Genomic DNA, 22,359 nt, shown 5'->3' with positions numbered 1-22,359 from the left:
TCTCGTCCTGCTCTATCCGGCCCGGCTTCAGCCGTGGCCTGTTTGATGTGCTGTCCGCTCGGTACTCTACAACTCACCTAAGGCTGGAGCGGGTGATGGGAATCGAACCCACGCAACCAGCTTGGAAGGCTGGGGCTCTACCACTGAGCTACACCCGCCAATACCGCATCTCTTGCCTTTCACCCCGAGGCCCGCCGACCGCTTGCGCGGCCCCGGCCTGCCTCGAAATCTGCCAGCCGCTTCGCGGCCTCAGTGCGTAAGGTGGTGGAGAGGGCTGGATTCGAACCAGCGTAGGCGTGCGCCAACGGATTTACAGTCCGTCCCCTTTAGCCACTCGGGCACCTCTCCAATCGCTTCCTTGGCACCTTCCCCGGCAAGGGGAAAAACCACGAATCTCAACGACCGGCATCAGCAAAAAACGCGACAAAAGGCTCAGCATCGCCACTCTCCCCCCGACACACGGGGCTCGGAACGGCAATGTTGTTGCCTCTATCGCGGCGGAATATAAAGGCGGCCATGAGCAGACGCAAGCATCAGCCCCCCCGGAATTCCCGCCCCGCACAGCATGAGGCGCGCCCGCATGCCAGAAACTCCGGCCAACGCCCTGAACAGCCTGAGAAATCAGGCCATCACGGGCACCATCGGAAGCCCTCATCCGGCAGTGGTCCGATCTGGTTATACGGCACCCATGCCTGCCTCGCCGCCCTGGCGAATCCAGAGCGTTATTGCCGCCGCCTGGTACTGACCCGCGAAACCTTGGCGGAAATACAGCCCCGCCTGCCCGCCCAGCCCCAGCCCGAGATTGTGGATAAGTCCCGCCTCGACGCCCTGCTACCGCCCCAGGCGGTGCATCAGGGCATCGCCCTGCAGGTCGAGCCGCTGGAGGATCCCGGCATCGAATCGCTCACCGCTCCGTTGGGAGAGGACCGCGAAATCGTCGTACTGCTGGATCAGGTGACCGACCCGCGCAATATCGGGGCAGTGATCCGCTCGGCCGCCGCCTTCGGCGCGCGCGCCGTGGTGCTGCCTGACCGCCATTCACCGGAAGCCACCGGCGCCCTGGCCAAAGCGGCTTCCGGCGGCCTGGAAGTGCTGCCGCTGATCCGCGTCACCAACCTCGCCCGGGCGCTGGACCAGCTGGCCGAATACGGCTTCTGGCGCGTCGGCCTGGAAATGGAAACCGACAAGACCCTGGCCCAGGCGGTATCCGGCATCAAGCGCGTGGCCCTGGTGCTGGGAGCGGAAGATGAAGGTTTGCGCCGGCTGACGCGGGAGAAATGCGACTTCCTGGCCAAGCTGCCGATGACCGGCGCCGTGGAAAGCCTGAATGTCTCGGCCGCAGCCGCCGTAGCACTGTATGAATGTGCCCGCGGCGGCTGAGCCGTTAAAGCTTAAACCTGCGACTGCAGGAAATTCTGGATGCCGAGGCTGTCGACCAGACCAAGCTGGGTCTCGAGATGGTCGATATGGTCCTCGGTCTCCTTGAGGATGTGGCGCAGCACGTCACGGCTGATGTAATCGGCGGCGTTTTCGCAGGCGCCGATGGCGGCCACCAGGTCGCCGCGATTCTGCCGCTCAAGATCGAGATCGCCCTTGAGGCCTTCCGGCACCGTCTCGCCGATGCGCAGCTTGCCGAGATCCTGCAGGTTGGGCACGCCTTCGAGCAGCAGGATGCGCTCAATGATCTGATCGGCGTGCTTCATCTCGTCGATCGATTCCTTGTACTCGTGATGGCCGAGCTTCTCATAGCCCCAGCTCTTCCACATGCGCGCATGCAGGAAATACTGGTTGATGGCGGTCAGCTCATTCTTCAGCACCACGTTGAGATGCTTGATAACGCCCTTATCGCCCTTCATGACTTAGCTCCTATTGCTCACCCGATTGGGTTCTGCATAGGCGCCGATGCCGCACCGCGCAACACAAAAGCCTGCGCTTGCGAATGACTAGCGAAGATAGTGCGGCAACTGCGAAGCACTCGCGGAATAGCCGCATATTTGGCCCGGAAAACATGATTGGGCCGGCATGAAACGCAAGCGGCCAGAGCATTGGTTCTGGGGCATTGATTCGGGGTTTCTTCCGACTGGCCGTGCTGGCTTCAGCGCCACCAGAAGCAAGGCGGTAAGGCACGCGGCGATGCGAACAGCATCCGCCCTTGCCAACCATCCACAGGATTTATCGGGAGAGGATCAGGCCTCGGCCTGGGCCACGGCGCCGAGCGGCACGGCATGGCTGCCATTGCAGGCGGCGCGGATCATGCAGCGCACGTCACCAACGCATTTGCCGCATTGCGGCTTGTCCGCCAGATGCCGGTAGACCGAAGCCACCGAACGGCAGCCCTGATCAATGGCGCCACGCACATCGCGTTCGGTCAATCCATGGCAAAGGCAGACATACATCGGCGGCGGAATCCGGTTGCGACTGATTATCAGACGCGAGGAATGTAGGGCGACTGCGAACGATTTGCAATAGCTCCCTTCCAAAAGAGTACCGCCCCACAAGAGCAGCAGTTCAGCTGGCCTTATTCTGTCCGCCGGGCCGTTCCGCCAGCAAATCGAGCTGAGCCAGCACCTCGCCAAGGCCGCTTTTCGCCTCATCGGAGAGCGGCTGCGTTTCCCTGGCCTGCGGCAATACCGGCGGCGGCGGCATGTCAGCCGGCATCCGCTTCATGACGCGGGCAATCGCCGCGAATAAGTCTGCCGCGGCAATCGGCTTGGAAACATACTCATCCGCGCCGAGCGCCAGATACCGCTCGCGGTCACCCTGCATGGCATTGGCCGTCAGCATGATCACAGGCATATGGCTGAGCGGCCCGGCCATGGCCCGTATCTGGCGCAATGCCACAACACCATCTGTGTCCGGCATATGCACATCCAGCAGCACCAGGTCATAGGGTGCGGCATTCAATGCCTCCAGCGCCTCCATGCCATTCTTTACCAGATCGCAATGATGGCCGGCCCATTTCAGCAGATAGGCGACAAGCTCCTGATTGATGGGATTGTCCTCGGCGACCAGGATGCGCAGACGCGGCATCGCAGACCGGGCATCGCTCTCGATATGATTGAGCAACGCGTCTACGGGCTGCCCGGCCCGGCATGGCAAGGTGAACCAGAAGGTGGTGCCCTGGCCCTCCTCACTCTCAAAGCCGATCTCTCCTCCCATCAGCTGGGCCAGCCGTTTGCAGATGGCCAGCCCCAGGCCCGTGCCGCCGAAACGCCGCGAAATGGAAGAATCCGCCTGATGAAACTCCTGGAACAAAGCCTCCCTGGCGGAACGCGCGATACCGATACCCGTATCCTTGACCACGAAGCGCAGCAAGCAAGCAGGCGGTTCGGCCTCGTCCAGCGCTTCGACCGCAATATCAATCCGCCCACTGCGCGTGAATTTCACCGCATTGGCCACCAAATTGAGCAGAATCTGGCGTAGCCGTGCCTCATCCGCCAGGAGATAACGCGGCACAGCATCCGCGATCTTCCAATGAAGCTGATTGCCGTTGTTTTCCAACTGCACGCTGACCAGCGTCGCGACCTGCCCGAGCAGTTCTTCAAGCCTGAAATGCACCGGCTCGATACGCATCATCTCGGCTTCGAGCTTCGAGAGATCGAGAATATCATTCACTACCGCCAGCAGATGCCGCGCCGACATATCAGCGTTGTCAATGAAATGCTGGGCTTCGGGCTCCAGTGGCTGGCGCCGCAAAAGCCCGAGCATGCCCATGATGCCATTCAGCGGCGTGCGAATCTCATGGCTCATATTTGCCAGAAAACTTGACTTGACCCGCGATGCCACTTCGGCTTTTTCCCGCGCCTCGGTGAGGCTGACGATAAGGGCTTCACGCTGAGCAAAAAGCCGTGCGGCAAGAATACAGACCAGGGCAAACAGCAGGATGGCCGGGCCCGCGGCCCACAAGGTGCCAAGGGTGCGATGCTGCCATTCCTGCAACAGCGGTTCCACGGGTTGCGTGATATTCACCACCAGCGGAAACCCCGGTACCCGCGCCGGTGAAACCAGGCGCTGCACCGCAGCTTCCGGATCGGCAAGACGATAACCCTCAGCCAATTCGGAGCCGCCTTGTGGATTCTCTGCGAGCAGGCGGAAAGCCGCTTGCTGAGCAAAGGATTTTCCGATGGCTTCTTCCCGCCAGGGCGCCCGCGACAGCAGCATGCCGTCTTCACGGAACAGCGACACCGCTGCCCCCGCCTCGGCTTCCGCCAGGGCTTTGAACACTTCAACGAAATAACGGCTTTCAATGCCGGTCAGCACCATGCCGATGATCTGCCCGTCCGGTGCCAGGATCGCCCGGGAAAGGTAGAAGGTATAGGCGCCGGTGCCACGATTGCGCACTGGCGCGGAGACGAACAGCGCCAGCCCGCTGCCCTGAAAATGCGCCTTGAAGTAATCACGGTCCGCCAGATTGATCGGCGGTGGCGGATAGCTGCGGGTGAAATTGAGCACATCGCCGTTCAAAGCAACAACGGTGGCCACATCCACCTGCGGCACCACACCGGCACGCTGCACCAGACGATCGAAGGTATCCCGGCCGGAAAGCAACTGGCGGAACTGCTCGGGCGTACGCGCATCCGCGCGTTTCACGTCATCGGCCACCGATTCAAGGACGATGCTGGCTGCCGTGAGAATCTGCTGTGTATGGATACTGAGCAGCTTGGTGTTGTTCGCGAGATCGTGCTTGGCATCCAGTATGGTTTCATTGCGGCTGAAATAAGCCATCAAGCCAAGCCCTGACGCCTGCACAGCGGCAAACACCAAGCCGATGCAGAGGACCAAGGTGGAAAGGCGTATGGGCAAACGATTAAGCAGATGTTGCATGGCGGCACACCAGTTGTCGGATGGTGCAAGAGATAGCCGCCGGATCAAAGTTGTGCGTGTTACAAATCGTTAATCCATATTGCCGTTAGCGGAAACTTCGTTGGAGCGCCACATCTGAGGCGTTAAGTGCTGTGCCGCAACCGAGAAGCAGGCCATGCAGATCCAGCAGGCATCAATACTGGTAGTGGATGACAACGACAGCATGCGGCGCCTTATGCAGTTGCTGCTGCGCGATCTGCATACGCGCGAGATATTGCAGGCCGCAACCGTGAATGATGCCTTTGACGTGCTTGAGCACCATAACGTGGATGCCATCATCACCGATTGGGAAATGCAGGGGGAGAGCGGCCTGGAATTGCTGCAGAGACTGCGTACATCCGGCAACGGTAATATCCGCCGCCTGCCCGTTGTTGTGATGACGGCTCATGCCGAAAGCTGGCGCGTCTCCACCGCCCGTGATGCCGGCGCTTCGGAATTTCTTGTCAAACCCCTCTCCCCCGCACAATTGGCAGCCAAGCTGCGGGGAGCCTTGCGGCGCAGCCGCCTGTTCATCCGCAATGATAATTTCACCGGACCGGATCGGCGCCGCAGTCAGCGGCCTTTCCCTGGAACCGACCGCCGCCGCGAAAACCCGCCGACTGACAATGTTGCGGAAACAGCCAGTCCACAGCAGCTTGCCGAAGCGTTGGCAACGCTGAAGCGATTGCGGGCCGATTTCGAGGTTCAGCTCGGCGATGCCGCGGACCGTATCGGGCAGGATGCCAGAAATCTGAGAGCACGCCCGGAAGTCGCTGGCGAAATCGCTGACCGTATCTTCCGCGTCGCTCACGACATCAAGGGCCAGGGCACCAGCCTGGATTATCCCCTGGCGAGCGAAATAGCCGCGGAACTCTGTAAATTCATACGGCAGGGTCCGGCCATCGGCCAGCATAATGCAGATGTGATTAATGGCTTCGCCACGGCACTTTCCACAGTGGCGCGTCACAAGGTGACCGGCTCCGGTGGCGACCTCGGGCAAAAGATACTCGACCGCCTGCGCATTTTTAGTGCCGCGTGAAGCGGAAACAGACCCTCCCTCTTGCCCGGAAGGGCCGGCTTGGCTAGAACGGCGCGGTATTTCCTGCGCCGGATTAGCTCAGCGGTAGAGCAGCGGTTTTGTAAACCGAAGGTCGGGGGTTCAATCCCCTCATCCGGCACCATTTTCCGCCAGACGGGTCGTTACCCGAACGGATACGGCCCCGGGAAACGCTCCACATAGACGTAGTTGCTGACCAGGCCCTGATCCGGGCGCCAGTCATGCAGCGCGATCTTGGACGGCTCGAAGCAGAAGCCGAGCGGCGCCGTCTCGCGCAGGTCGAGTTCTATCTGATGCGCGGAAGACGGTGCCAGCAAAACCGGCACGCCGGCGATGCTGGCATGGATCACGCGATGCACATGGCCGCAGAGGATGCCGGCGATGCGCGGCGCATGGCGCGTCACGAGCGCGCGGAAAGCCTCCAGCCCTTCCAACACGCCGCAGGCATCCATCGGCGCGATGCCGGTGCGGAATGGCGGATGATGCATGAACAGCAGGGCCGGCCGCTCCGGGCTGGCCTTCGCCACCTCGCCTTCCAGCCAGGCCAGGCGTTCGGCGCAGAGCGCGCCTTCGGAGCGGCGCGGCACGATTGAATCGATGCCGATCAGCCGCAGCGGCCAGTCATCGCGCATGGTGACGTGACAGAACGGCGCATCGGCGGCGGCGGCAGGCAACATGGCTGGAAACGCCCGGCGCATGGCGGCGCGGTCATCATGATTACCCGGCACCACCAGATACGGCAGGCCAAGACCATCCAGCCCGGCCTTGAGATGGGCGTATTCGCCATCCGTCGCCGTCTCGGTCAGGTCGCCGGTCACCAGCAGCAGATCAGGGCGCGGATCGAGACTCGCCAGCCGCTCCAGGCAGCGGGCGAAGGCGGCACGGGTATCCACCCGACCGGCCAGCAATTCAGCCTCGCGCGTGACGTGCAAATCGGTAATTTGGGCTATCAACATTTTATGCCTCCTGGCGGCCGGGGCAGCATATCGCACCGCAATATGAGGAAATATGTGAGCTTTTGCTTTTATACCAGATTTATTTTGTGGCATTTTGCGTAAAAATTTGGCTGAATAACTCCCGGAAATCGCCCAAGTTTGAGGCTTGTTGGAAATAAACAGGGGAAACAGATCAACAAAACCCAACAAAACTCACAATTTTCATCAAAATATCATCAAAGCGTAAACGATGGCACGGATCGTGCTGTTCCCCAGCCGGCACTTCCCGGTCTGCTGGCGGCAGCAAGGTCCGGCCGGGGGCAACAAGAGTGGCGTACCAGAGACCGGATCAACGGCTACCAACCACGAGGAACTCAACGATGACAAAGATGAAATCCCCAATCTCCCGGCGCCACTTCCTGCAAGGAAGTGCGGCGGCGGTTTCGGCGGCCGGCATGTTCGGCTCCAGCCCGCTTTTCGCCCAGGGCAGCGATGTGGTGAAGCTGCAGTTCATGTACCCGATCGGCGTGTCGGGCGACATCAACCGCATCGTCACCGGCATGATCAACGAGTTCAACGCCGCCCATGACAAGGTCAAGGTGGAGGCGATCTACGCCGGCAGCTACGACAACACCGAGCAGAAGGTGATGACCTCGCTGGGCGTGGGCGATCCGCCGGCCACCTGGCTGCCGATCAACTCGGCGCTGCAGACTTTCCTCGGCATGGATGCGCTGGCCGATGTGACCGCGCTGGCCAAGGCCGACGACATCTACCAGGACTTCCTGCCCGGCTTCCTCGGCATCTGCGAATCCGAGAGCAAGCTCTACGGCCTGCCCTTCCAGTGCTCCACCCCGGTGCTCTATGTGAACAAGGCCGCCTTCGCCAAGGCTGGCATCACCAAGATTCCGGATACCTGGAACGAGCTGCTTGAGACCGCCAAGGCGCTGACCATCCGCCAGGGTGCCGACGTGACCCAGTGGGGCCTCACCATCGGCGGCGGCTGGCATGACTGGATCTTCGAGAGCTATGTGCGCCAGAACGGCCTGGTGCCGTGGCAGAAGGACAAGGTGCTGTTCGAATCGCCGGAAGCCCTCGACGCCCTGGAATTCTGGGTGAAGATGGTGAAGGCGGGCGTGATGCCGGCGGCATCCACCTGGGAAAGCTCGGCCAACGATTTCATGGCCGGCCGCACCGCGATGCTCTACCACTCCACCGGCTCGCTCACCAACCTGCGCAAATCCTCGCCCTTCGATGTCGGCGTGGCCTTCATGCCGAAGAACAAGACCTACGGTGCCACCATCGGCGGCGGTCCGATCTTCATCGCCAAGAAGCAGCCGGATGCCCATCTCAAGGCGAGCTGGACCTTCGCGCGCTGGATGACCAACACCAAGAACCAGACCGAATGGTGCCAGGCCACCGGCTATATCGCGGCGCGCAAGTCGTCGTGGGAAAGCGCGGAGCTGAAGAAGTTCGTCAACGAAGTGCCGGCGGCCAAGGTGGCGCTGGATCAGGCCGCCTATGCCGGCGCCTTCCTGCAGGTGCCGGGCTATCACAAGGTGCGCGAATTCCTCAAGAGCGCGCTGGACCGCACGCTGGCCGGCGAAATCAACCCCGCCGCCGCGCTGAAGGAAGCCAACACCAAGTCGAACCAGGAAATCCAGCGCCTAATGCGGCGCCGGACCTAACGGTCGCGGCCGGCTGGCGTCTCGGCGCCGGCCGGCCTTTCCGCTTCACCTGCCCCGGTAATCCCGCCTGGCAACTCCGTAAGAGCAATCCTCTATGCGACGTATCCTATCGGCCCCCACGCGCGAAGCGATGGTGGCAGCGGTCATGCTGCTGCCCTCCCTCGTGTTCCTTGCCGCTTTCACCTATTGGCCGATCCTGCGTTCGCTGTATTTCAGCTTCCACGACGTGATGCTCGGCTCCAGCAAGATCATTTATCTCGGCTGGGAAAACTACGAGCGCCTGTTCCAGGATGAATTGTTCTGGAAATCCTTCCGCAACACCGCCTTCTATACCCTGATCACCATTCCCCTGGCGCTGACCTGCGCGCTGCTGCTGGCGGTGGCGCTGGACAGCAAGATCCGCGGCATGGCGATCTACCGCTCGGCCTTCTTCTATCCGGTGATGATCCCGTCGGTAGCCGCCGGCATGGTCTGGGTATTCCTCTACGCGCCCGGCTACGGCCCGATCAACGGCATGATGGATGCGCTGGGCCTGCCAAAGCTGGAATGGCTGTATTCCTCCGACTGGGCAATGCCGGCGATCATCGTAATGAGCATCTGGAAATATTCCGGCTACTTCATGCTGATCCTGCTCGCAGCACTGCAACTGGTGCCGCGCGACCTCTATGAAGCCGCCAAGCTGGATGGCGTTTCGGCCTGGCACCAGCTCATCCACATCACCATTCCGCTGATCTCGCCGACGATCTACTTCGTGATCATCATCGGTATCCTGCATTCCTACCAGATCTTCGATTATGTGTTCGTGATGACGCTGGGCGGACCCGCCGACGCGACGAATGTGCTGACCTTCTACATCTATCAGAACGCCTTCCAGTATCAGGATATCGGCTTCGCCAGCACGGTGGCCAATATGCTGCTGCTGTTCATCGGCGGCCTGATCGCGGTGATCGCCTCGACTATCGGGCGCCGCGTACATTACCTGGGGCGCTGATCATGATGAAAACCCTCAAGCGCAACTGGCTGCATTTTGTGCTGATCCCGCTGAGCCTGCTGTGGCTCAGCCCGCTGGCCTGGATCCTTATCACTTCGGTGAAAACCCGCATCGAGGTGTTCGACCCGAAGGCCGGCGTGCTGCCCAAGTCGTTCATCTGGGACAATTACCCAGCGGCGCTGGCGGTGGCGCCGTTCGATACCTACCTGCTCAACTCGGTATTGGTCACCGGCTCGATCCTGGCGGCGCAGCTTTTCACCATCTCGCTCGCCGCCTATGCCTTCGCCCGCCTCACCTTCCCCGGCAAGAATGTGATCTTCGGGCTGTTCCTGCTCCAGATCATGTTCCCGATCTACGCCATCTTCCTCACCAACTTCGTCACCGTGCGCGAGATGGGCCTGCTCAACAGCCTGCCGGCGATGGTGGTGCCTTTTGTTGCCAGCGGCTACGGCACTTTCATGCTGCGCCAATCCTTCCGCCAGGTGCCGACCGAACTCGGCGATGCCGCCAAGCTGGATGGCTGCGGCCATTTCGCCACGCTGTGGCATGTCTACCTGCCGCTGGTGCGCCCCACCCTCGTCGCCTTCGGCATCATCTCGGTGGTGACGCACTGGAACGACTATATGTGGCCGCTGCTGGTGACCAATTCGGAAGCCGTACGCACCATGCCGATCGGCCTTGGCCTGCTGGCCAAATCCGATAGCGGCGCCGACTGGACCCGCCTGATGGCGGCGACCGTGATCGTGGTGTCGCCGCTGCTGCTGCTCTTCGTCATCTTCCAGCGCCGCTTCGTCGACAGCTTCATGCATGCCGGCCTCAAGTAAGTAAGGACCCAGTCATGGCAACCGTTTCCCTGCGACAGATCACCAAGCGTTACGGCACCCAGACCGCGGTGCAGGCGCTCGACCTCGAAATCGCCGACAAGGACTTCATGGTGCTGGTCGGCCCATCCGGCTGCGGCAAATCCACCACGTTGCGCATGGTGGCAGGCCTTGAGGACATAACCGCCGGAAACCTGCTGATCGATGGCGTGGATGTCACCGAAGTGGAACCGCAATATCGCGATATCGCCATGGTGTTCCAGTCCTATGCGCTCTACCCGCATATGACTGCCTACATGAACATGGCTTTCGGCCTGATGAAGACCACCAAGCTGTCAAAGAAGGAAATCGAGGCCCGCGTGCTGGAGGCCTCCGATATCCTGAATATCCGCGAGTTGCTGGAACGCAAGCCGAAGGAGATGTCTGGCGGCCAGCGCCAGCGCGTCGCCATCGGCCGCGCCCTGGTGCGCAAGCCGAAGGTCTACCTGTTCGACGAACCGCTTTCCAACCTGGATGCCAAGCTGCGCGGTCGCATGCGCGGCGAGTTGAAGCGGCTGCATAACGAACTCGGCATCACGGTGATCTATGTCACCCACGACCAGGTGGAAGCAATGACGCTCGGCACCCGCATCGCGGTGATGGCGGAAGGCCGTATCCAGCAACTCGGCGAACCGATGGATGTCTACCGTCGCCCGAGCAATGTTTTCGTCGCTTCCTTCATCGGCGCGCCGGAAATGAACATGCTGCATTGCAAGCTTGATGGCAGCGGCCTGTCCCATCCCGGCTTCCTCAAGCCGCTCGGCCTCGGCCATGGTCAGAACAGCGGCGAAGTGCTGCTCGGCGTGCGGCCCGAGGAAATCGCGGTTTCGCGGCTGGACGCCGCCACCCTCACCGGCCGCGTCGAGCGTGTCGAACTGCTGGGTGCCGAGGCGCTGGCGGAACTGCGCGTGGGCGCGGACCGCCTGATCGCCCGCCTGCCGGTGGAAGGCGTGCCGGAAGTCGGCTCCGAAATTGGTCTTGCGATTGACACCGGCCGGGCGCGGCTTTTCAATGCTGCTTCAGGCCAGGCACTTTATACTTGAACCATATTCACAACGAGGCGTGGCGATGCGCGATGGTGGCACGCTGAATATCCGGCAACGCAGCATTGCCGAATGGCTGCAGAAGACCGAGTCCGCCTCGATTCAGGACCTGAGCGAACAATTCCAGGTTTCCGACGAGACCATCCGCCGCGACCTGCGCTTCCTGGAACAGCAGGGCCTGGTGGAAAAATTCCATGGCGGCGCGCGGCTGAACGAGGAACGCAAGGAAGCGCCGTTCCAGCGCCGCATGCGGGAAATGTCAGAGGCCAAGCGCCGCATCGGCGTCACCGCGTCGCGGCTGATCCCCGATCAGTCGACAGTGTTCCTCGACAATTCCTCCACCTCCTGCTTCCTGGCGCGCGAACTGGCCAAGCGCAGCGGCCTCAGCATCATCACGCTGTCGCTGGAAGTGGCGAAAATACTTTCTGCCGGCGGCGGCAGGCACCGTGTCATCCTGCCGGGCGGCGAATTGCGCGTGGAGGATCAGACGCTGATCGGTGCCGATGCGATCCGGTTCGTCTCGCAATTCACGCCCAGCATCTGCGTCATTTCGGTCGCTGCCGTCACACCCGAACATGGCTGCATGGATTTCGACCTGTTCGAAACCGAGTTCAAGCGCGTGATGATGCCGCTGTCCAAGACCGTGCTGCTGCTGGCCGATAGCAGCAAGTTCCGCAAATCCGGTCTGATCAAGGTCTGCGACCTCGCCGCCTTCGACGTGATGGTGACCGAGGCGGAGCCGCCGGCGGTCATCGCCGAGCAGCTTGCCCAGGCCAATGCCAGCCTGGTACTGGCCGGCGGCGACACGAACTAGGCCAGCGGCGGACTGAAGCCGGCGACCCTTCCGCCCTTTCTGGCTTTTGGCCTAGGATACGGCTCCCCCGTTCCGTAGCCATGTGCCCGCCATGTTTGCCGCCTTCTCGATCCCTGCGCTCGCTGCCGGCCTGCTGGCCGGCTTTGTCGGCTTTGCCTCCTCCTTTACCGTGATCATCCAGGGCCTTACCGCCGTTGGCGCCAGCCCGGCCCAGGCGGCATCCGGCCTGATGGCGGTGTCCATCGCCATGGGACTCTGCGCCGTGATGGTGAGCCTGCGCCTCAAAATGCCGGTGAGCATCGCCTGGACCACGCCGGGCGCCGCCCTGCTGGCGGCTTCCGGCGCCGCGACCGGCGGTGACTTCGCCGCCGCCACCGGCGCCTTTCTGCTCTGTGGCCTGCTGATCTTCATCGCCGGCCTGTGGCAGACCCTGGGCCGCTGGGTGGCGGCGATCCCGGCGCCGCTGGCCAATGCCATGCTGGCCGGTGTGCTGCTGCCGCTCTGCCTGGCGCCGGTGAAGGCCGTGGCCGCCGATCCTTTGCTGGGGCTGCCGATCGTGCTGAGCTGGGCGCTGATGGCGCGCTGGAAACGGCTCTGGGCCGTGCCCGTGGCGGTGCTGGTAGCGGTGGTACTGATCATCGTGGCGACGCCGCCGATCCAGCTTGATCCCGCCACGCTGTGGCCGAACCCGCAATTCGTCATGCCGCGCTTCACGCCAGAGGCGATCATCGGCGTGGCGCTGCCGCTGTTCATCGTCACCATGGCGTCGCAGAACATCCCCGGCATCACGGTGCTGCGCGTCAATGGCTTCCAGCCCGATCCGAACCCGCTGTTCCGCGCCACCGGCCTGTTCAGCATGGCGGCAGCGCCCTTCGGCGCCGTCAGCGTCAACCTCGCCGCGATCACCGCCGCGATCTGCGCCGGACCCGAGGCGCATCCCGATCCGGCGCGGCGCTATTGGGCCGCCACGGTCGCCGGGATGTTCTATGTGCTGCTCGGCCTGGGAGCAGCGGCAGCCACCGCCTTCCTGATCGCCGCCCCGCCGCTGCTGATCCAGGCTGTCGCCGGCCTGGCCCTGCTCGGCGCCTTCGGCAATTCCCTGATGGGCGCGGTGGCCGAACCGCGTGACCGCGAGGCGGCGGTCATCACTTTCCTGGTGGCGGCCTCGGGCGTCAGCTTCCTCGGTATCGGCGGCGCCTTCTGGGGCTTGCTTGCCGGCGGGGCGGTGATGGCTCTCACACGTTGGAGGGGCATAGGCTGAATCCCTCTAAGCCCTTGATGGATTTGGGTCAGAATCGATCAGCTTTCGTCTAGATTGTGCGGAATTGTTACCTTGGGTTGTTCAGGTTCCGGCGTTTAAAGTGATTCCCAGGCGCCGCAGAAAAGCGGGCTGCCAGAGGATGCCGTAATGCCCCTGCCCAGCTTGAACCTGTCCAGCTTCACTTTCCTGGTTGCCGATCCCAATCCGTATTTCCACAACCTGCTCAGGGGCGTGCTGCATGCCTTTGGCGTGCGCTCGGTGGTATCGACCAATTCCGGCGGCGAAGCCTTGCAGATCAGCCGCAGCCAGGCCTTCGACCTGATCTTCAGCGACTGCCTGCTGCCGGAGCTCGATGGCTTCGACCTGGTGAAACGGATCCGTGCCGATGGCATGAACCCGAACCGCTATGTGCCGGTGATCACGCTGACCAGCCACACCCAGGAACGCCATGTCGCCCGGGCGCGCGATTGCGGCACCAGCTTCGTGCTGGCCAAGCCGATCTCGCCGAAGCAGCTTTACGACCGCCTCGCCTGGGTGGCCGATGACCAGCGGCCCTATGTGATGTCAGAGCGCTATATCGGTCCCGACCGCCGCTTCAAGCAGGATGGCCGCTATATGGGGCCGGAGCGCCGCCGCATCCTGGGTGACGCCGACGACAGCCTGGAACTGCCATCGATACCCGGCCCGGCGCAGAACAGCCTGGCAAAGGTATGACCGAGCAGCACAACAACGCCGTCCTGCTCACCGTCACATCGCGCTTTGCCCGCCTAGCCAAGCGCGATGGCGGGAAGAGCGCGGCCGAGGCATTGCAGGCCGCCGAGGCATTCATCGAAACGCAGCAGGAGAAGTATTTCGGCTGGGTCGGCGCCGATCTCGACCGGCTGAATAAACTGCTGGCCCTGCTCGATGCCGACCCGACGAACGACAAGCTGAACGAAGCCGCCTATCACAAGGCGGTGCATATCCGCGATCTCGGCGGCAGCTTCGGCCACGCCATCATCACCGAAGCCGCCGACAGCCTGTGCGAGTTGCTCTACCGCTTCCGCATGGCGCGGATCTATAATCCGGAGGCAGTTTCGGCCCACAGCGCGGCGCTGAGGCTGGTTTGTGCCATCAGCTTCGGCGCCATGCCGGAAGCCGCCGGCCCCACCCTGCTGGACGGCCTGCGTAAGGTGGTGGCGAAATATCCCAAGGTGGAGGGCTGACACGGCGGCCCCTCGGGAAAAAACACTGTTACGAGTTCTGCCCGGCTGGTATAGGCTGACCATCGCAGAACCAAGAAATAGCAGAGTTTTCCCCATGCCGCTTTCCACCCCGGCGCCGCGCCGGCATTTCCATACCCGCGCCATCGAGGCCCAGGGCTTCCGCCGTGAGGATGGCCTGTGGGATGTCGAGGCCCATATCTGTGACACCAAGGCCTACGATTACGAGGAATTCTACCGTGGCATGATGCCCGCCGGCCGGCCGGTGCATGCCATGAGCATCCGCCTCACCTTCGGCGACGACATGATCGTGAAGGAAGTGGAAGCGGTGAGCGATGCCGCGCCCTATACCCCGTGCCAGGATGTGACGCCGCGTTTCCAGCAGCTTGTCGGCCTGCGCATCGGCGGCGGCTGGCGGATGCAGACGCGCCAGCGGCTCGGCGGCACCAAGGGCTGCACCCATATGGTGGAGCTGCTCGACGTGATCGCTACGGTGGCCTTCCAGACCATCACCAGCGGGCCCGAGCCGGAGAAGCGCACCCGCGATACCATCTGGCGCGTGGCCGGCGACAAACCGCCCTACTATCTGGATGGCTGCCATTCCTGGTCGCGCAGCGGCGAAGTGGTGCGCACGCAATTGCCGCAATTCTTCATCCCGCCGGAGCCGGAGCCAGAGCCGAAGCCCGATCCGAAGAACGATTGACGCCGCTGAATACGCAGCCCTACCATCCCCTCCGGCTGAATAACCACACAGATCGGAGGAAACGGCCATGAAGCTGCGGCAGGTCACGCTCGCAATCACCACCCTTGTCGCCGCCTCGCTTGCCGCAACGGCAGGCATGGCACAGTCGAAGCCGGCGCTGAAGGAACTGGGTGGCAATCCACCAGCCTCGATCATCTTCATCGGCAACAGCTTCTTCTATTACAACAACTCGATGCACGGCCATGTCGGCGCCATGGTCGCCGAAGGCATGAAGGAGCATAAGGTGCGCGGCTCGTCCGTCACCATCAGCGGCTCCGGCCTCGACTGGCATGACGTGAATTCCTATTTCCGCCCCGATGGCGTCGGCCGCTATTCCTTCGTCGCCAACAACGAGGTGGTGTTCAACCCGCCCACCGATAAGCTGTTTGAAGTGGCGGTGATGATGGATTGCAGCCAATGCCCGGTGCATCCGACCTTGAGCAAGGTGTTCACCGAATATACCAAGAAGCACAGCGACACCGTGCGCAAACATGGCGCCAAGCCGGTCTTCTTCATGTCCTGGGCCTATCAGGACAAGCCGGATATGACCGAGCCGCTCGCCGAAGCCTATACCAAGGCGGCGAATGACAATGGCGCCTTGGTGATTCCGGCCGGCCTCGCCTTCGCGCGTTCCATCGCGCAGAAGCCGGACCTCAACCTCTATGTCGCCGACAAGCGCCATCCCAGCCTGCCCGGCACCTACCTCGCGGCTGCCACCACCTATGCCACGCTGTTCGGCAAGTCGCCGGTGGGCCTGAAATACAGCGCCGGCCTCAGCCCGGAGGTAACCGCGCATCTGCAACAGGTGGCCCAGGATACCGTGAAGTCCTATCTCGGGCGGTAATCCCTGCCTGCGGCGTTTCACCACCCCGCTCCAGTGCTCCTGGGGCGGGGTGTTTCATTTTCACCACCAGCCAGCTTGAGTCACGTCCGCAAGCCTGCCAAGCTTGGCCCATGTGCCGCTGGTGCGATACCGATAGCGACCCGACGATTGCGCAATTGCCGCCGCAGGCCCAGAGCCTGCAGCGCCGCATCACGCAACTGCTGCCGCTGCTGGAAACCCCCGACGCCCTGCCGCCTGCCGACGCGCTGCGCATCAGCCAGATGATCCTCGGCCTGCTCGACCAGTTCGATACGCTGCTCGGCGATGACGCGCCCTGCCGCGCCCGCCTCGGCCTGCCGCGTGCGCTGGCCGGCCAGCCCCCCGCCTTTCCCGCCCTGCAATAGCCCGCAACAGAAAGCAGCCTCATGACCGCGCAGAATATCAGCCGTTCCGCCAAGGCCTTCCAGATGATCGACGGGATGCTGCCGGAACTGGAGCGCATCTATCTCGATCTGCATGCCAACCCGGAATTGTCATTGCAGGAAGTGCGCACCGCCGGCATCGCCGCGAAATGGCTGGAAGCCTGTGGCGCCGAAGTGCATACCGGCATCGGCAAGACCGGCGTGGTCGGCTTGCTGAAGAATGGCGATGGCCCGGTGATCCTGCTGCGCGCCGACATGGATGCGCTGCCGGTGAAGGAAAAGACCGGCCTGCCCTATGCCAGCACGGCCACCGGCGTCGACCGTTTCGGCCAGTCGGTGTCGATCATGCATGCCTGCGCCCATGACATGCATGTCACCTGGCTGATGGCGGTGATGAAGATCCTGAGTGACAGCCGCGATAGCTGGCGCGGCACCGTGATGGCGGTGTTCCAGCCGGCCGAGGAAATCGGCGCCGGCGCCAGCGGCATGCTGGCCGATGGCATGGTGAAGCGTTTTCCGAAGCCGACCGTGTGCTTAGGGCAGCATCTGGTGCCGCTGCCCGCCGGCCAGATCGGCTATCGCCCCGGCACGGCGATGTCGGCCGCCGATAGTTTCGAGGTGCGCATGTTTGGCCGCGGCGCCCACGGCTCGCAGCCGCAGAACAGCGTCGATCCGGTGGTGATGGCGTCGGCCACCGTGATGCGGCTGCAAACCATCGTCAGCCGCGAAGTGGCGATGATGGATTCTGCCGTGGTCACCGTCGGCACGATTCAATCCGGCCTGAATGAAAACGTCATCCCCGACGAAGCCATCCTCCGCCTCAATGTGCGCAGCTTCAAGGAACAGGTGCGCCAGCGCGTGCTCGCCTCGGTGAAGCGCATCGTCGAAGCCGAAGCCACCGCATCGAACGCGCCGAAGCCACCGTCCTTCACCGTCATCAGCCAGTTCCCGGTCACGATCAACGACGAAACCGCTACCGCGCGCACCATCGATGGCATGGGCAAGCATGCCAGCGTCGCTCCGGTGGAATTGCCCGAGCCGCTCACGGGCAGCGAAGATTTCGGCCTGTTCGGTACCGCCTGGGGCGTGCCTTCGGTATTCTGGCTGATCGGCGGTACCGATCACGGCATCTGGCAGGCAGCCCAGGAAAAAGGCGAGCCCCTGCCGGTGAACCACTCGCCCTTCTTCGCACCGCTGATCCACCCCACACTCAAGACCGGCGTGCAGGCTATGCTCGGCGCGGCTTATGCGTGGCTCGACTAGACAGACCGCGCGATTTGTTTGCGACAGCAAACATTGCAGCAAAATACTGCTTCACTCACCCGCCAAATCTGCATTATAATGCAGGAATGGCTGCGTGAGCGGCCTGGGAGGGGTGAAGGGGCGCAAGCCCATGCTGCGTGCGGCGGTCAACGCCCGCGCCGACGTTATTCCTGCCAGCGCCAATATCCCGCAGCCCTAGGCTCGGCGTGGACTTAAGCCCTGGCTGCCATTACGGTTTCGTGTGATGGCGGTTATCGGCGGAAGCCTTTGCCGGCCGGGTGAGGAATAATCGGTGGGAGCAAGGCGCGGCCGGGGTGGCCGGCCCGGTATCTCCCGCCGGATCAGGGGAGAGAACCATGAAATTGTCCACGCTGCTTCGCATGACCAGCGCCCTGGCACTGGCCGCGCCGCTGGCTTTCGGTGCGCTTGAAGCTGCCGCGCAGCCGACCAAGAAGATCAAGATCGGCTTCGTCACCACGCTGTCCGGCCCCAATGCCGCCTATGGCCAGGACATGAAGCAGGCCTTCGATCTGGCACTTGAGCATCTCGGCAAGAAGATGGGCGGCATCCCGGTGGAAGTCGTCTATGAAGACGACGAGCAGAAGCCGGAAGTCGGCAAGCAGAAGACCGAGAAGCTGCTGCAGCGCGACAAGGTGGATTTCGTCGCCGGCTTCATCTGGTCGAACGTGCTGCTGGCTTCCTACAAGCCGGTGGTGGATGCGCAGACATTCCTGATCAGCGCCAATGCCGGCCCCTCCCAGCTCGCCGGCGAACAGTGCAATCCGTATTTCTTCTCGGCTTCGTGGCAGAACGACCAGAACACCATGGCGATGGGCGAACTGCTGAACCAGAAGGGCGCCAAGAAGGCTTATCTGGTGGCGCCGAACTACGCCGCCGGTCAGGACATGGTCAACGGCGTGAAGGCCACCTTCAAGGGTGAAGTGGTCGGCCAGGACATGACCAAGTGGCCCGACCAGCTCGACTTCTCGGCCGAGATTTCCAAGATCCGCGCCGCCAAGCCGGATGCGGTCTTCGTGTTCTTCCCCAGCCGCTGGGGCGTGCAATTCTACACCCAGTATGCCCAGGCCGGCCTGAAGAAGGACATCCCGCTCTACTCCACCTACACGGTGGACGCGGTGACCCTGAAGCTGCAGAAGGACCTGGCGCTGGATACCTTCCTCACCCTGTGGTGGGCGCCGGATCTGCCCTATGCCGCGAACCAGAAGATGGTTGGCGACTTCAAGAAGAAGCATGGCTCGGCGCCGACCTTCTATGGCGCGCAGAGCTATGATGCCGCCAATTTGATCAACTCCGCCGTGGTTGCCACCAAGGGCAACCTGAAGGACAAGGAAGCCGTGCGCGCCGCATTGAAGGCGGCGAAGTTCGATTCCGTGCGCGGCCCGATGAAGTTCGGCAACAACCAGTTCCCGATCCACAACATCTATCAGCAGGAAGTCTACAAGGTGTCGGATACCGAATACGATCTCCGCACCGTGTCGACCGTGCTGAAGGACTTCCAGGACCCCTATGCCTCGAAGTGCCCGATGAAGTAAGCTGGGCGTAACAAGACCATTGGCATAACAAGACTGGGGCGCCGGGATTCATCCCCCGGCGCCCCGCCTCGTATCTGGACCCCATGACACTACTGATCCTTGAGCAATTCCTAAACGGCCTGCAGATCGGCCTGCTGCTGTTCCTGCTCGCCGCCGGCCTCACCCTGGTCTTTGGTATCATGGACCTGGTGAACCTGGCGCATGGTTCGCTCTACATGATGGGCGCGTATTTCGCCGCCGTCTTCGTGCAATGGACCGGCAATTTCTACATCGGCGCGTTGCTCGCCCTGCCCGCCGGGCTGCTGCTCGGCATCGCCACCGAATATGTCGCGCTGCGCAGCCTCTATGCCCGCGACCATCTCGATCAGGTACTCGCCACCTTCGGGCTTATCCTGTTCTTCAATGAATTCGCCCGCCTGATCTTCGGCGCTGGCGGCATGGCGATCGAACTGCCCGCCATCCTGGCCGGCCAGATCGAGATACTGCCCGGCCTGCCCTACCCGACCTACCGCTTCGCCATCATCGCCATGGGCCTGCTCTGCGCTTTCGTGCTGTATCTGCTGGTGCAGAAGACGCGGCTCGGCATGCTGATCCGCGCCGGTGCGTCGAACCGCGAGATGGCAGGTGCGCTCGGCGTGGATATCAAGCTGCTGTTCACCCTGGTCTTCGGCCTCGGCTCGGCGCTGGCGGCATTGGCCGGCCTGATGGCCGGGCCGATCGCCACGGTGCAGATCGGCATGGGCGACAATGTGCTGATCCTCTGCTTTGTCGTCATCGTCATCGGCGGACTGGGCTCGATCCGCGGCGCCTTCATCGCCGCCGTGCTGGTCGGCGTGCTGGAAACCATGGGACGTGCTTTCCTGCCGCAGATACTGGGCCAATTCCTCAACCCGTCGCAGGCGGGCTTCCTGGCGCAATCGCTCTCCTCCATGCTGGTCTACCTGCTGATGGCCGGTGTGCTGGTGCTGCGCCCGGCCGGCCTGTTCCCGGCCCCTGGCACGCCGGGGCGCTGATCATGCAGACGCGTTTTTCCATCAGCACCGTTGTCGCCCTGGTCCTGCTCGCCCTGCTGGCTCTGGTACCGACCGCCTCGCAGGTATTCCAGGACCCGTTCCTGCTGACGCTGTTCACCCGCATCGTCATCCTGGCGCTCGCCGCCGTGTCGCTGAATTTCATTCTCGGCTATGGCGGGCTGGTCAGCTTCGGCCATGCCGCTTTCATCGGCGTCGGCGGCTACACCGTCGGCATCATGGCGAAGCACGAAGTCTATGCCGCCTGGGCACAATGGCCACTGGCGCTGCTGATGTCTGCCATCGTCGCCCTGATCATGGGGCTGCTGTCTCTGCGCACGCGCGGCATCTTCTTCATCATGATCACCCTGGCCCTGGCGCAGCTGGTCTACTACATGGGCAACGGCGCCTATGCCTATGGCGGCGACGATGGCCTCACCATCCTGCGGCGCTCGGATTTCGCCGGCCTGATCGATCTGAAGCACCGCCCCAGCTTCTACTATCTCTGCTGGGCGCTGCTCTGCCTGGCGCTGTATCTCTGCCACCGCGTGGTCAATTCGCGCTTCGGCATGGTGCTGCAAGGCGCCAAGAGCAACGATCGCCGCATGGCCGCCATCGGCTTCCCGGTCTTCCGCTACCGCCTCGCCGCCTTCGTCATCGCCGGCACCACCTGCGGCATGGCCGGGGTGCTGCTGGCCAACCATACCGATTTCGTCAGCCCGGCGCTGATGCACTGGACCCGCTCGGGCGACCTCATCGTCATGGTGGTGCTGGGCGGCATGGGCAGCCTGTTCGGGCCGCTGTTCGGCGCGCTGAGCTTCCTGGCGCTGGAGGAAATCCTGTCCAGCTATACCGAATACTGGAAGCTGTTCTTCGGGCCGATGCTGGTGCTGGTGGTGATCTTCGCGCGCGGCGGCATCGATGGCGCATTGCAGCGCGGCCATGGCGGCATCCTGCTAGCGATCCTGGCCGGCTTCGTGCTGCTGCACGGCATCCACCTGTTCTATGAGGACCTGTGGTACATCCCGGCGGCGCTAATCGCCGCGACGATTGCCCTGGCCGTAATAGCCAATCGTGGCGTGCGGAGGCTGCCATGAACCAGCCCGTGCTAGAAGTGAGCGGCCTGATCAAGCGTTTCGGCGGCCTGCTTGCCACCGATAATTTCTCCATCGATATCCGGCCCGGCGAAGTGCATGCGGTGATCGGCCCGAACGGCGCCGGCAAGACCACGCTGATCGGCCAGTTGATCGGCGAACTGAAATCCGATGCCGGCTCGATCAAGTTCCTCGGCAACGAGATTTCCGACCTGCCGGTGCATCGCCGCTCGCATCTCGGGCTGGCCCGCTCGTTCCAGATCACTTCCATCTTCCCGGCCTTCACCGCGTTGCAGAATGTCGCCCTTGCCGTGCAGGCGCATGACGGCCATTCCTTCCGCTTCTGGCAGCCGGTGAGCAGCGATCCACGCCTCACCGCCCCGGCACTGGAAGCCTTGAAGCTGGTCGGCCTTGAAGCCCGCGCCGGCATCCCGGCCAATGCGCTGAGCCATGGCGAACACCGCCAGCTTGAACTGGCGATGGCGCTGGCGACCAAGCCGAAGCTGCTGCTGCTGGACGAGCCGATGGCCGGCATGGGACCGGAGGATTCCCAGCGCATGGTGCAGATGCTGCTGAAACTGAAAGGCACCGTCTCGATCCTGCTGATCGAGCATGACATGGAGGCGGTGTTCGCGCTCGCCGACCGTATCACCGTGCTGGTCTATGGCCGTGGCATCGCCACCGGCACGCCGGAGGAAATCCGCCGCAACGAACAGGTGCGCGAAGCCTATCTCGGCGCGGAGGCCGGGGCATGAATCCGGG

At 62.8% G+C, this 22,359-nt stretch carries 22 protein-coding genes and 3 tRNA genes; 19 read left to right on the top strand and 6 right to left on the bottom strand.

The window, feature by feature from the left end; genetic code table 11:
• Positions 1-84 precede the first annotated feature (84 nt).
• Positions 85-158, bottom strand: a tRNA-Gly gene (locus tag ACQY7X_RS16800).
• A 104-nt stretch (positions 159-262) separates the two neighbouring features.
• Positions 263-348, bottom strand: a tRNA-Tyr gene (locus ACQY7X_RS16795).
• A gap of 129 nt (positions 349-477) precedes the next feature.
• On the opposite strand from ACQY7X_RS16795, the gene rlmB reads away from it, so the two are divergent.
• Positions 478-1,380, top strand: a complete 903-nt coding sequence (gene rlmB / locus ACQY7X_RS16790) for a 23S rRNA (guanosine(2251)-2'-O)-methyltransferase RlmB (protein ID WP_428246567.1) — start codon at positions 478-480, stop codon at positions 1,378-1,380.
• Positions 1,381-1,391: 11 nt separating this feature from the next.
• Here rlmB and bfr read toward each other — a convergent pair whose 3' ends face one another.
• The 3 genes from bfr to ACQY7X_RS16775 all read right to left on the bottom strand — a co-directional run bounded on the left by bfr (position 1,392) and on the right by ACQY7X_RS16775 (position 4,725).
• Complete coding sequence (bfr, locus tag ACQY7X_RS16785) at positions 1,392-1,856, bottom strand: bacterioferritin (RefSeq protein ID WP_428246566.1); 465 nt, start codon at positions 1,854-1,856, stop codon at positions 1,392-1,394.
• A 330-nt stretch (positions 1,857-2,186) separates the two neighbouring features.
• The gene (locus ACQY7X_RS16780; protein WP_428246565.1) at positions 2,187-2,396 is read right to left on the bottom strand and encodes a (2Fe-2S)-binding protein; all 210 of its coding nucleotides are present in this window, start codon (positions 2,394-2,396) and stop codon (positions 2,187-2,189) included.
• Positions 2,397-2,508: 112 nt separating this feature from the next.
• Positions 2,509-4,725: an ATP-binding protein gene (locus ACQY7X_RS16775; protein WP_428246564.1), complete on the bottom strand. Its 2,217-nt coding sequence runs from the start codon at positions 4,723-4,725 to the stop codon at positions 2,509-2,511.
• A 253-nt stretch (positions 4,726-4,978) separates the two neighbouring features.
• Here ACQY7X_RS16775 and ACQY7X_RS16770 point away from each other — a divergent pair, with 253 nt between their 5' ends.
• Together ACQY7X_RS16770 and ACQY7X_RS16765 are read left to right on the top strand one after the other, a co-directional pair.
• On the top strand, positions 4,979-5,881 hold the full coding sequence (locus tag ACQY7X_RS16770) for a response regulator (RefSeq protein WP_428246563.1): 903 nt from the start codon (positions 4,979-4,981) through the stop codon (positions 5,879-5,881).
• A gap of 67 nt (positions 5,882-5,948) precedes the next feature.
• Positions 5,949-6,023, top strand: a tRNA-Thr gene (locus ACQY7X_RS16765).
• A gap of 19 nt (positions 6,024-6,042) precedes the next feature.
• Here the strand turns inward: ACQY7X_RS16765 and ACQY7X_RS16760 are convergent.
• Positions 6,043-6,855 carry a phosphodiesterase gene (locus tag ACQY7X_RS16760; RefSeq protein WP_428246562.1) on the bottom strand — a complete coding sequence of 271 codons (813 nt, stop codon included), beginning with the start codon at positions 6,853-6,855 and terminating at the stop codon, positions 6,043-6,045.
• A gap of 368 nt (positions 6,856-7,223) precedes the next feature.
• Between ACQY7X_RS16760 and ACQY7X_RS16755 the strand changes: the two genes are divergently transcribed.
• The 16 genes from ACQY7X_RS16755 to ACQY7X_RS16680 all read left to right on the top strand — a co-directional run bounded on the left by ACQY7X_RS16755 (position 7,224) and on the right by ACQY7X_RS16680 (position 22,352).
• Positions 7,224-8,519 carry an ABC transporter substrate-binding protein gene (locus ACQY7X_RS16755; protein WP_428246561.1) on the top strand — a complete coding sequence of 432 codons (1,296 nt, stop codon included), beginning with the start codon at positions 7,224-7,226 and terminating at the stop codon, positions 8,517-8,519.
• Between the two features lie 94 nt (positions 8,520-8,613).
• The gene (locus ACQY7X_RS16750; protein WP_428246560.1) at positions 8,614-9,510 is read left to right on the top strand and encodes a carbohydrate ABC transporter permease; all 897 of its coding nucleotides are present in this window, start codon (positions 8,614-8,616) and stop codon (positions 9,508-9,510) included.
• A gap of 2 nt (positions 9,511-9,512) precedes the next feature.
• Positions 9,513-10,334, top strand: a complete 822-nt coding sequence (locus tag ACQY7X_RS16745; RefSeq protein WP_428246559.1) for a carbohydrate ABC transporter permease — start codon at positions 9,513-9,515, stop codon at positions 10,332-10,334.
• Between the two features lie 14 nt (positions 10,335-10,348).
• The gene (locus ACQY7X_RS16740; protein WP_428246558.1) at positions 10,349-11,413 is read left to right on the top strand and encodes an ABC transporter ATP-binding protein; all 1,065 of its coding nucleotides are present in this window, start codon (positions 10,349-10,351) and stop codon (positions 11,411-11,413) included.
• 25 nt (positions 11,414-11,438) lie between these two features.
• Positions 11,439-12,227: a DeoR/GlpR family DNA-binding transcription regulator gene (locus tag ACQY7X_RS16735; protein WP_428246557.1), complete on the top strand. Its 789-nt coding sequence runs from the start codon at positions 11,439-11,441 to the stop codon at positions 12,225-12,227.
• 91 nt (positions 12,228-12,318) lie between these two features.
• The gene (locus tag ACQY7X_RS16730) at positions 12,319-13,488 is read left to right on the top strand and encodes a benzoate/H(+) symporter BenE family transporter (protein ID WP_428246556.1); all 1,170 of its coding nucleotides are present in this window, start codon (positions 12,319-12,321) and stop codon (positions 13,486-13,488) included.
• A gap of 147 nt (positions 13,489-13,635) precedes the next feature.
• Entirely contained in the window at positions 13,636-14,202 is a 567-nt protein-coding gene (locus tag ACQY7X_RS16725; protein WP_428246555.1) for a response regulator, read from the top strand.
• Positions 14,199-14,693 carry a hypothetical protein gene (locus tag ACQY7X_RS16720; RefSeq protein WP_428246554.1) on the top strand — a complete coding sequence of 165 codons (495 nt, stop codon included), beginning with the start codon at positions 14,199-14,201 and terminating at the stop codon, positions 14,691-14,693. Before ACQY7X_RS16725 ends, ACQY7X_RS16720 begins: the two co-directional genes overlap by 4 nt.
• Positions 14,694-14,787: 94 nt before the next feature.
• Positions 14,788-15,393: a DUF2889 domain-containing protein gene (locus ACQY7X_RS16715; protein ID WP_428246553.1), complete on the top strand. Its 606-nt coding sequence runs from the start codon at positions 14,788-14,790 to the stop codon at positions 15,391-15,393.
• Positions 15,394-15,460: 67 nt separating this feature from the next.
• Positions 15,461-16,276, top strand: a complete 816-nt coding sequence (locus tag ACQY7X_RS16710) for a DUF4886 domain-containing protein (RefSeq protein WP_428246552.1) — start codon at positions 15,461-15,463, stop codon at positions 16,274-16,276.
• Between the two features lie 110 nt (positions 16,277-16,386).
• Positions 16,387-16,659 (top strand): hypothetical protein, encoded by a 273-nt coding sequence (locus ACQY7X_RS16705; protein ID WP_428246551.1) that lies wholly within the window; start codon positions 16,387-16,389, stop codon positions 16,657-16,659.
• 21 nt (positions 16,660-16,680) lie between these two features.
• Positions 16,681-17,940, top strand: a complete 1,260-nt coding sequence (locus ACQY7X_RS16700) for an amidohydrolase (RefSeq protein WP_428246550.1) — start codon at positions 16,681-16,683, stop codon at positions 17,938-17,940.
• Between the two features lie 356 nt (positions 17,941-18,296).
• Positions 18,297-19,493, top strand: coding sequence for an ABC transporter substrate-binding protein (locus tag ACQY7X_RS16695; protein ID WP_428246549.1), 1,197 nt, complete (start codon positions 18,297-18,299; stop codon positions 19,491-19,493).
• Between the two features lie 83 nt (positions 19,494-19,576).
• A complete protein-coding gene (locus tag ACQY7X_RS16690) occupies positions 19,577-20,506 on the top strand; it encodes a branched-chain amino acid ABC transporter permease (RefSeq protein ID WP_428246548.1) in 930 nt (309 codons plus the stop codon).
• A 2-nt stretch (positions 20,507-20,508) separates the two neighbouring features.
• On the top strand, positions 20,509-21,600 hold the full coding sequence (locus tag ACQY7X_RS16685) for a branched-chain amino acid ABC transporter permease (protein ID WP_428246547.1): 1,092 nt from the start codon (positions 20,509-20,511) through the stop codon (positions 21,598-21,600).
• Entirely contained in the window at positions 21,597-22,352 is a 756-nt protein-coding gene (locus ACQY7X_RS16680) for an ABC transporter ATP-binding protein (protein ID WP_428246546.1), read from the top strand. Before ACQY7X_RS16685 ends, ACQY7X_RS16680 begins: the two co-directional genes overlap by 4 nt.
• The last annotated feature ends 7 nt before the right edge of the window (positions 22,353-22,359 follow it).

It is taken from the genome of Ferrovibrio sp., from assembly GCF_965278975.1.
Classification (GTDB): Bacteria; Pseudomonadota; Alphaproteobacteria; order Ferrovibrionales; family Ferrovibrionaceae; genus Ferrovibrio.
This window is presented reverse-complemented; position numbering and strand designations above follow the sequence as displayed.

Coding starts and splice junctions, on each gene's coding strand:
- rlmB (WP_428246567.1), top strand. CDS start 478: ATGTTGTTGCCTCTATCGCGGCGGAATATAAAGGCGGCCATGAGCAGA.
- bfr (WP_428246566.1), bottom strand. CDS start 1,856: ATGAAGGGCGATAAGGGCGTTATCAAGCATCTCAACGTGGTGCTGAAG.
- ACQY7X_RS16780 (WP_428246565.1), bottom strand. CDS start 2,396: ATGTATGTCTGCCTTTGCCATGGATTGACCGAACGCGATGTGCGTGGC.
- ACQY7X_RS16775 (WP_428246564.1), bottom strand. CDS start 4,725: ATGGCTTATTTCAGCCGCAATGAAACCATACTGGATGCCAAGCACGAT.
- ACQY7X_RS16770 (WP_428246563.1), top strand. CDS start 4,979: ATGCAGATCCAGCAGGCATCAATACTGGTAGTGGATGACAACGACAGC.
- ACQY7X_RS16760 (WP_428246562.1), bottom strand. CDS start 6,855: ATGTTGATAGCCCAAATTACCGATTTGCACGTCACGCGCGAGGCTGAA.
- ACQY7X_RS16755 (WP_428246561.1), top strand. CDS start 7,224: ATGAAATCCCCAATCTCCCGGCGCCACTTCCTGCAAGGAAGTGCGGCG.
- ACQY7X_RS16750 (WP_428246560.1), top strand. CDS start 8,614: ATGCGACGTATCCTATCGGCCCCCACGCGCGAAGCGATGGTGGCAGCG.
- ACQY7X_RS16745 (WP_428246559.1), top strand. CDS start 9,513: ATGATGAAAACCCTCAAGCGCAACTGGCTGCATTTTGTGCTGATCCCG.
- ACQY7X_RS16740 (WP_428246558.1), top strand. CDS start 10,349: ATGGCAACCGTTTCCCTGCGACAGATCACCAAGCGTTACGGCACCCAG.
- ACQY7X_RS16735 (WP_428246557.1), top strand. CDS start 11,439: ATGCGCGATGGTGGCACGCTGAATATCCGGCAACGCAGCATTGCCGAA.
- ACQY7X_RS16730 (WP_428246556.1), top strand. CDS start 12,319: ATGTTTGCCGCCTTCTCGATCCCTGCGCTCGCTGCCGGCCTGCTGGCC.
- ACQY7X_RS16725 (WP_428246555.1), top strand. CDS start 13,636: ATGCCCCTGCCCAGCTTGAACCTGTCCAGCTTCACTTTCCTGGTTGCC.
- ACQY7X_RS16720 (WP_428246554.1), top strand. CDS start 14,199: ATGACCGAGCAGCACAACAACGCCGTCCTGCTCACCGTCACATCGCGC.
- ACQY7X_RS16715 (WP_428246553.1), top strand. CDS start 14,788: ATGCCGCTTTCCACCCCGGCGCCGCGCCGGCATTTCCATACCCGCGCC.
- ACQY7X_RS16710 (WP_428246552.1), top strand. CDS start 15,461: ATGAAGCTGCGGCAGGTCACGCTCGCAATCACCACCCTTGTCGCCGCC.
- ACQY7X_RS16705 (WP_428246551.1), top strand. CDS start 16,387: ATGTGCCGCTGGTGCGATACCGATAGCGACCCGACGATTGCGCAATTG.
- ACQY7X_RS16700 (WP_428246550.1), top strand. CDS start 16,681: ATGACCGCGCAGAATATCAGCCGTTCCGCCAAGGCCTTCCAGATGATC.
- ACQY7X_RS16695 (WP_428246549.1), top strand. CDS start 18,297: ATGAAATTGTCCACGCTGCTTCGCATGACCAGCGCCCTGGCACTGGCC.
- ACQY7X_RS16690 (WP_428246548.1), top strand. CDS start 19,577: ATGACACTACTGATCCTTGAGCAATTCCTAAACGGCCTGCAGATCGGC.
- ACQY7X_RS16685 (WP_428246547.1), top strand. CDS start 20,509: ATGCAGACGCGTTTTTCCATCAGCACCGTTGTCGCCCTGGTCCTGCTC.
- ACQY7X_RS16680 (WP_428246546.1), top strand. CDS start 21,597: ATGAACCAGCCCGTGCTAGAAGTGAGCGGCCTGATCAAGCGTTTCGGC.